Here is a 6,765-nt window from a genome sequence, read left to right as displayed (position 1 = left end):
CCAGCAGGTTGACTCAATCCTTGCTGGCAGAGGCTGGCTGGCGCGGCGACAGCGGGTCCAGGGCGCTGCGCCCGGCCGCCTGACGCCAGCGCCCGGCCAGTTCGGCCTCATTGGCGCCAGCCTGGCGCATCTCCATCCGCGCGCGCTCCCAGTCGCGCTGGGCTGCCGCTTCCTGCTGCATCTGCCTCAGCACCGGCTGCAACTGGCACGGCGGCGACGGCGCCTGCATGTCGGGGATGAGGCGATTCATCACGCGCTCCATGGCGCCCTTGCCCCATTCGCTGACCGCTTCGTATTCGCGCGCCCGCGGCTCCCATTGCGGCCGCAGGCCAGGACGGCCGGGCAACGCCGCGCGCGCCAGGGCGATGGCCAGGCCGCGGTCGAGCTGGTCGCCCTGCTGCCACAGCATGCTGGCGACGGTCGCACAGCGGTCCGCCACAACGGAATCGGCCGGCCCGGACCGACAGTGTTCGAGAAGTGGCCGCAGGTTCTGAATGGGCCAGGCCGCAGCGATGCCATTGATCAGGTCGATCTCGGCCTGACCCATCAAACCCGGCGCCTCGCTCTGAGGCAGCCCAAGCAGCAGGGAAAAGGCCTCCTGCTGGTAGCTGCGCGAATAACGCGTCTCGCTCGCCGCGCGCTCCAGTACATAAGCCTGCTGAGCTCGGCCCGCGCCGCTCGGAACGTTCAGCAGCGCCAGCCAGGCCTGCAGATTGGCAGGCTCCAGCCGCGACCACTGTGACGCCTCGACGTTGGCGCAACCGCCCGCAGCACAGGGTCGCAACAGGGCCAGGGCCGTCACCATCGGATCGGTGGAACTGCGGGCACGCTGCTGAAGGCGAGCTCGCGCTTCGTCCTCCGTGCTCAGGTAGTCGGCCAGCGCCTGCGAGCGCGGATCACCCCGTTGCAGTGCCTGGATCCAATGTTGCAGAACCTGGGCGCTGGCCTGCGCCAACAGGCCGCTGCTCACAGACTCGTTCAGCGAGGCCATGGCATCTGCAGCGCCAATGCCTGAAGCGGCCTTTTCGTACAAGGCCTTTCCCAGTCGCAGTTGCTCGGCCGCGCCAAAGCCGCACCAGTCGGCTTTCATGCGCTGGGCCAGCGCAAGGTTGTCATCGGGCACGAGCGCTGCCGAAGCACGTGGCGCGTCGATCGGCCGCGGCAAGGCGTGGGACGCCGGCGGGGCCATGACGCGCGCCAGGATGGTCGCGCCAGCACTCGACGCTGCGACGACCGGAGCACTTTCCTGAGCCATCGAACCGCCAAGATCTCGTGGCCAACCCCGTTTCACGGCCCACAGCGCCAGCAGGGCCGCCACTCCGGCCGCCACGATCCCAACCCAGCGATGCGTCCGTGCAGTCATGCCGTCAACATAGGCAAGGCCGGCCGCCTCAGGGTGGCGCGGATGCCGGCCTGTCCTTCATCACCGTGCGGGCATAGGCCAGCTCGCCCTGGCGAGCCAGCAGGGCGAGCTGTCGCCCCATGCGGCTGAGGCCGCCACAGTTGGGCTCTTTCAACCACCGCATCGAATCTGCCGCCATCGCCTCAAGGACCCGGTTGCCCTCATCGCGCTGCAGAGCCTTGGCGCTGTGCACCAGGCCGACGCGCTCCTCCAGCCTGTACAGCAGGCTGGCTTCGATGAGCTCCGTCGTCATCTCGGGCAGGCGTCGCACGGCTTGCTCGCAAAGCTGGCGCCTGTTGGCATCACCGAGCGTTTCGGGGCGGCAGGCGCGCGAGATCTCGAAGTGCGGGCTTTGCATGATGCCCATGTCTTTCCCAAGCACCATCATCAGAGCCATGGCCTCCTCCGGCGTCGGCTCGGCCGCCGCGACTTCGGCCATGGCGATGGATAGCGGCCTGAATGGCGGGGCCGTGCGGGCACGCTGGGCGAATTGATAGAGGGCCTGGGAAACACCCGCTGCGTCGCCACGCTGCTGGCTGTCCTGCATGCGGGCTTGCCAGGGCCAGGCGTCGCCAGGGTTGAGCAGCTCCAGCCTTTCCAGGGTCAGTGCGGCACAGGCCGTCGGCAGAGGACCGGGGGCCTGCGGTTCTGTCAGGAACACGCCACTGGGATTCGACGCCGGCGGTAAAGGCGGCCTGGCGGCAGCAACTCGGCGGGCTGCATCGTTGCGGCAGGCACTCAGTGCCAGGCGATAGGCTGCCGCGTCGGTGGTCGTGGCCGCGAGCGCGGCGGCCGCCTGCACGTCGTCACGCAGCACGGCGGCGGAGATACGCTGCCCCGGGCTACCCGCCTCCAAACGCCTGAGCAGGCTGGCCCTGCCCTCCTCGGCCTGCCGCTCCCAGACCTGCGCCCAAGGCGGCGGCTCCTCGCTCTTGCCATCCATGTCGGCACGCTTCACCCGGCCGAAGCCGCAGACCTCGACGAATTCCTTCGACTCGGCGCCCGCCGGCCCGCTGGCCTGTGGCTGCACCACGGAGGCCGCGATGGACCGCGCGGCCGCAGTCGCCAGCGCTGGCACCGGCGTCGAGCTGGCCGCGACCGATGGCGCGGCGACTGGCGCCGCCGAGCTGGGCTGCGGTGGCCGCCACACCCGCCACCCGGCCAGGCCGCCGGCAGTCGCCAGCATCAGCAGGCCCAACGCCAGCCACCTCCTGCCTCGCCTCAACGCGCCTGCCCCGCCAGTGCCTCGCGCACGGCCGCCACCTGGCGGCGTGACACGGCCAGCCATTCGTCGACATGGACGACGCGCACCGCCCAGCTGTCGGCCACCTCGGCGGAGTCACCGCCATCCAGCTCACCGAAGGATGTCGGCGCGTGGCGCTCCAGTTCGCGCACGGCCCAGCGCGCCACCAGCGCGTTGCGGTGCACGCGCAGGAAGCGCTCGCCGAAGCGCTGCTCCAGGTCGGACAGGGCCCCGTCCATCACATGGCTTTCGCTGGCGGTGCGCAGCGTCAGGTATTTCAGTTCGGCCTTGAAATACAGCACCTCCGCGATCGGCACGCGCAGCAGGCGGCCCCGGTCGGTCAGCGTGACGAAGTCAGCCATATCAGGAGCGCCGGGCGCGCCGGGCGTGTCCAACGGCTGCTGGGCCTGGGCGGCACCCCGCTCGGCCAGGCGCTGCGCGGCGCGGGCCAGGGCGGCCTGCAAGCGCTCGCGGCGCACGGGCTTGGTCAGATAGTCCAGCGCGTCGAGTTCGAAGGCGCGCAGCGCATGCATGGCATGGGCCGTGACGAAAATGATCAGCGGCGCCGGCAGGCCGGGCTGATCCGCCTGACGCTGGGCCAGGCTGTCGGCGAGCTGCAGGCCGTCGGCGCCGGGCATCTGCACGTCCAGCAGCACGATGTCGCAGCCATGTTCGCGCAGCCAGGCCGCGGCCTGGGAACCGGTGGCCGCCTCGGCGACGACCTCGCAGCGCGGTTCCTGGATGGCGTCGACCAGGCCGCGCAGGCGCAGCCGGGCCAGGGGTTCGTCGTCGACGAGGAGGACGCGCAGGGCTGTGGTCATAACGGCACCAGGATACGCAAGGAAAAGCGCTGCTCGGTGGATTCGATCTCGAAGCGCGCCGCGACATCGTGCATCAGCTTCAGCCGCTGGCGCACATTGCGCAGGGCCAGGCCATGGCCGGCCGTTCGCGTCGGCCCGCCGACGGTGTTGACGATGCGGATCTCGACCTCGGCGCCGCGGCGCATCGTGGTGACCTCCAGCTCGCCGCCCTCGTCATTGGGCTCGACGCCATGGCGCACCGCGTTCTCTACCAGCGGCTGCAGCAGCAGCGGCGGTACGCGCACGCTGTTCGCCTCGGGGTCGAGGTGCCAGACGATGCGCAGCCGCTTGCCGAAGCGGATCTGCTCGATGGCGAGGTAGCGGCGCGCCAGCTCGACCTCCTCGGCCAGCGTGACCGAGGCGCTGGCGTCGGCCAGGGCCACGCGGAAAAGCTCGGCGAGGTCCTCCAGCACGCTCTCGGCGCGCGCCGGGTCGATCTGCACGAGAGCGATGGCGCTGTTCAGCGTGTTGAACAGGAAGTGCGGCCGGATGCGCGACTGCAACTCGACGAGCTGAGCCAGGGCGTCGGCCGGGCGCTGGGTGTGCTCGCGCATCTTGAGCCAGGCCAGCAGCAGGGCCGCGCCGCTGGCGCCGCAGACGGCGATGCTGGCGATGCGCCAGGCGCCGGCCGGGTCTTCGCTCGTCAGGCTCAGAAGGCCAAAGCCCATCAGGGCACCGACGGCGCCGAGCAGCATCAGTGCGCCCCACTGCACCGGCTCGGGCAGGCGCGGCCACAGCCGCTTGGCCGCGCAGACGACGAGCAGCCAGGACAGCACGGCGAACATCGTCACGACCGTGCCGTTGGCCGTCAGCGTCAGCCATTGGCCGGCATCGCGCGCGACGACGGCTACCCCCAGGGCCAGCAACAGCTGCACGCCAAGCACGGCGCGCAGCACCAGGCCAACGTGGCAGACATCGAAGGCGCGCGTCGGGTCCAGCAGCGGCGCCTTGTTGAGCTCGGGCAGTTCAGRCAGCTCGGTGGCCGCGAAGCCCAGCCATTGGCTGAGCTGCATGGACTCGTGCCAGACGCTGTGGTGCGCTGGCGCGCGACGCTTGAAGAAGGGCATGTGGGGCTCGGATTTGTTGGCGTTCGATAATCCCGGGCTGCGCCTGCATTTTGCGCGCTGAATTCCGCCGCCCGCCTCATCTCAGTCATGTCAGACAACCAACTCGCGAATAAGTCCCAAGCCTGGTCCGCCCTCTTCTCAGAGCCGATGAGCGATCTGGTCAAGCGCTACACGGCCAGCKTCGGCTTCGACCAGCGCCTGTGGCGGGCCGACATCGCCGGCAGCCTCGCTCATGCCGAGATGCTGGCGGCCCAGGGCATCCTGAGCGCCGAGGATCACGACGCCATCCAGCGCGGCCTGAACGAGATCGCCGCCGAGATCGAGGCCGGCCAGTTCGAGTGGAAGCTGGACCTGGAGGACGTGCACCTCAACATCGAGGCCCGCCTGACCGAGCGCGTCGGCATTGCCGGCAAGCGGCTGCACACCGGCCGCAGCCGCAACGACCAGGTCGCGACCGACGTGCGCCTGTGGCTGCGCGGCGAGATCGACGAGATCAGCGGCCTGCTCAAGGCTCTGCAGACCGTGATGGTGGAAAAGGCCAGCGAGCATGCCGATGTGATCCTGCCCGGCTTCACGCACCTGCAGGTGGCGCAGCCGGTCAGCTTCGGCCACCACCTGCTGGCCTATGTGGAGATGTTTGCCCGCGATGCCGAGCGTATGGGGGACACGCGCAAGCGCGTCAACCGCCTGCCGCTGGGCGCGGCCGCGCTGGCCGGCACCAGCTATCCACTGGACCGCGAGCGCGTCGCGAAGACGCTGGGCATGGAGGGCGTGTGCCAGAACAGCCTGGATGCGGTGAGCGACCGCGACTTCGCGATCGAGTTCTCGTCGGCCGCCACGCTGGTGATGCTGCACATCTCGCGGCTGTCCGAGGAGCTGATCCTGTGGATGAGCCAGAACTTCGGCTTCATCGCCCTGCCCGACGCCTTCTGCACCGGCTCGTCGATCATGCCGCAGAAGAAGAACCCCGACGTGCCCGAACTGGCGCGCGGCAAGACGGGCCGCGTTGTCGGCCACCTCGTCGGCCTCGTCACGCTGATGAAGGGCCAGCCCCTGGCCTACAACAAGGACAACCAGGAGGACAAGGAACCCTTGTTCGACACGGTCGACACCCTGAAGGACACGCTGCGCATCTTTGCCGACATGCTGGCAGGCCTGACCGTCAAGCCCGAAGCCATGCGCGCCGCGGCGCTGAAGGGCCATGCGACCGCGACCGACCTGGCCGACTACCTCGTCAAGAAGGGCGTGGCCTTCCGCGATGCGCACGAGGTGGTCGCCCATGCCGTCAAGACGGCGACGGCCAAGGGCGTGGACCTGGCCGCGCTGTCGCTGGACGAGCTGAAGGCCTTCGACGCGCGCATCGAAGCCGATGTGTTCGAGGTGCTGTCGCTGGAAGGTTCGCTGAACGCGCGCAATGTGCTCGGTGGCACCGCGCCGGCCCAGGTGCGCGCCCAGGTGGCCCGCCACCGCGCGCGGCTGGTTTGAGCTGGCTCAACACGCCCTTGTCGCGCCTCACTAGCATCCCCGCATGACTACGCTTGCCTGGACCGACAAACTGGTCCTGAACCAGCCTACGCTGGACACGACCCACGAAGAGTTCGTCGGCCTGCTGAACGCCTTCGGCGCCGCACTGGACGCCGGCATCGACGCCCTGCCCGCCTACCACGCGCTGTTGGCTCACACCGAGGCTCACTTCGCGATGGAGGAGGAYTGGATGGCGCGCTGCGGCTTCGAGGCGCAGAACTGCCATGCCAGCCAGCACGCCATGGTGCTGAACGTGATGCGCGAGGCGCTGCGCTATGCCAATGAGCTGGACGACCGCGAACCGCTGAACATCCTGCGCACGGAGCTGGCCGGCTGGTTCCCGCAGCATGCCGAGATGATGGATGCGGCCCTGGTCTTCACGATGGCGCAGCGCGGCTTCGATCCGGCAACAGGGGAATGCCGCGAAGCCGCCGAAGCGGCCGCGAGCCATAGCTGTGGCTCGGGCGGCTGCGCCTGAGGGGGCCTGGGCGGCTGTGGGAGTGGCCCGCGTTGGGCCTGGCCGCGGCGCAGGCAAGGCGCGAGGACGACGTGGGCTCGCGCCCACGAGGATCGAGCAACGCAGCCTGCGTCGCGGCCAGGCGCAACCCGAAGGGCTGAAACGAGTTGCGCATCCTGATTCGCTGACAGCGTCCAAGCGTTGGCCGCAAC

Annotated in this window: 6 protein-coding genes; 2 read left to right on the top strand and 4 right to left on the bottom strand. The window is 69.6% G+C overall.

Annotation, left to right across the window (positions count from 1 at the left end; all coding sequences use genetic code 11):
- Positions 1-13: 13 nt before the first annotated feature.
- From AC1DU6_RS15955 to AC1DU6_RS15940, 4 genes are read right to left on the bottom strand one after another with little or no spacing between them, the layout of a single operon-like run.
- On the bottom strand, positions 14-1,363 hold the full coding sequence (locus tag AC1DU6_RS15955; RefSeq protein WP_457445717.1) for a hypothetical protein: 1,350 nt from the start codon (positions 1,361-1,363) through the stop codon (positions 14-16).
- A gap of 28 nt (positions 1,364-1,391) precedes the next feature.
- On the bottom strand, positions 1,392-2,588 hold the full coding sequence (locus tag AC1DU6_RS15950; RefSeq protein WP_457445718.1) for a hypothetical protein: 1,197 nt from the start codon (positions 2,586-2,588) through the stop codon (positions 1,392-1,394).
- A gap of 35 nt (positions 2,589-2,623) precedes the next feature.
- Positions 2,624-3,466: a LytR/AlgR family response regulator transcription factor gene (locus AC1DU6_RS15945; RefSeq protein WP_457445719.1), complete on the bottom strand. Its 843-nt coding sequence runs from the start codon at positions 3,464-3,466 to the stop codon at positions 2,624-2,626.
- The gene (locus AC1DU6_RS15940) at positions 3,463-4,572 is read right to left on the bottom strand and encodes a sensor histidine kinase (protein WP_477858248.1); all 1,110 of its coding nucleotides are present in this window, start codon (positions 4,570-4,572) and stop codon (positions 3,463-3,465) included. Before AC1DU6_RS15940 ends, AC1DU6_RS15945 begins: the two co-directional genes overlap by 4 nt.
- An 87-nt stretch (positions 4,573-4,659) precedes the next feature.
- Here AC1DU6_RS15940 and argH point away from each other — a divergent pair, with 87 nt between their 5' ends.
- Positions 4,660-6,057: an argininosuccinate lyase gene (argH, locus tag AC1DU6_RS15935; RefSeq protein WP_477858246.1), complete on the top strand. Its 1,398-nt coding sequence runs from the start codon at positions 4,660-4,662 to the stop codon at positions 6,055-6,057.
- A 43-nt stretch (positions 6,058-6,100) separates the two neighbouring features.
- Positions 6,101-6,574 carry a hemerythrin domain-containing protein gene (locus AC1DU6_RS15930; protein WP_457325765.1) on the top strand — a complete coding sequence of 158 codons (474 nt, stop codon included), beginning with the start codon at positions 6,101-6,103 and terminating at the stop codon, positions 6,572-6,574.
- The last annotated feature ends 191 nt before the right edge of the window (positions 6,575-6,765 follow it).

The organism is Roseateles sp. P5_B10, assembly GCF_056400485.1.
The sequence above is the reverse complement of the archived record's forward strand: the minus strand, read 5'-3'. Positions and strand labels throughout refer to the sequence as shown.

What these genes read in the sequence shown, in the direction of transcription:
- AC1DU6_RS15950 (WP_457445718.1), bottom strand. Translation starts at nt 2,588, where the DNA reads ATGCTGGCGACTGCCGGCGGCCTGGCCGGGTGGCGGGTGTGGCGGCCA.
- AC1DU6_RS15955 (WP_457445717.1), bottom strand. Translation starts at nt 1,363, where the DNA reads ATGACTGCACGGACGCATCGCTGGGTTGGGATCGTGGCGGCCGGAGTG.
- AC1DU6_RS15945 (WP_457445719.1), bottom strand. Translation starts at nt 3,466, where the DNA reads ATGACCACAGCCCTGCGCGTCCTCCTCGTCGACGACGAACCCCTGGCC.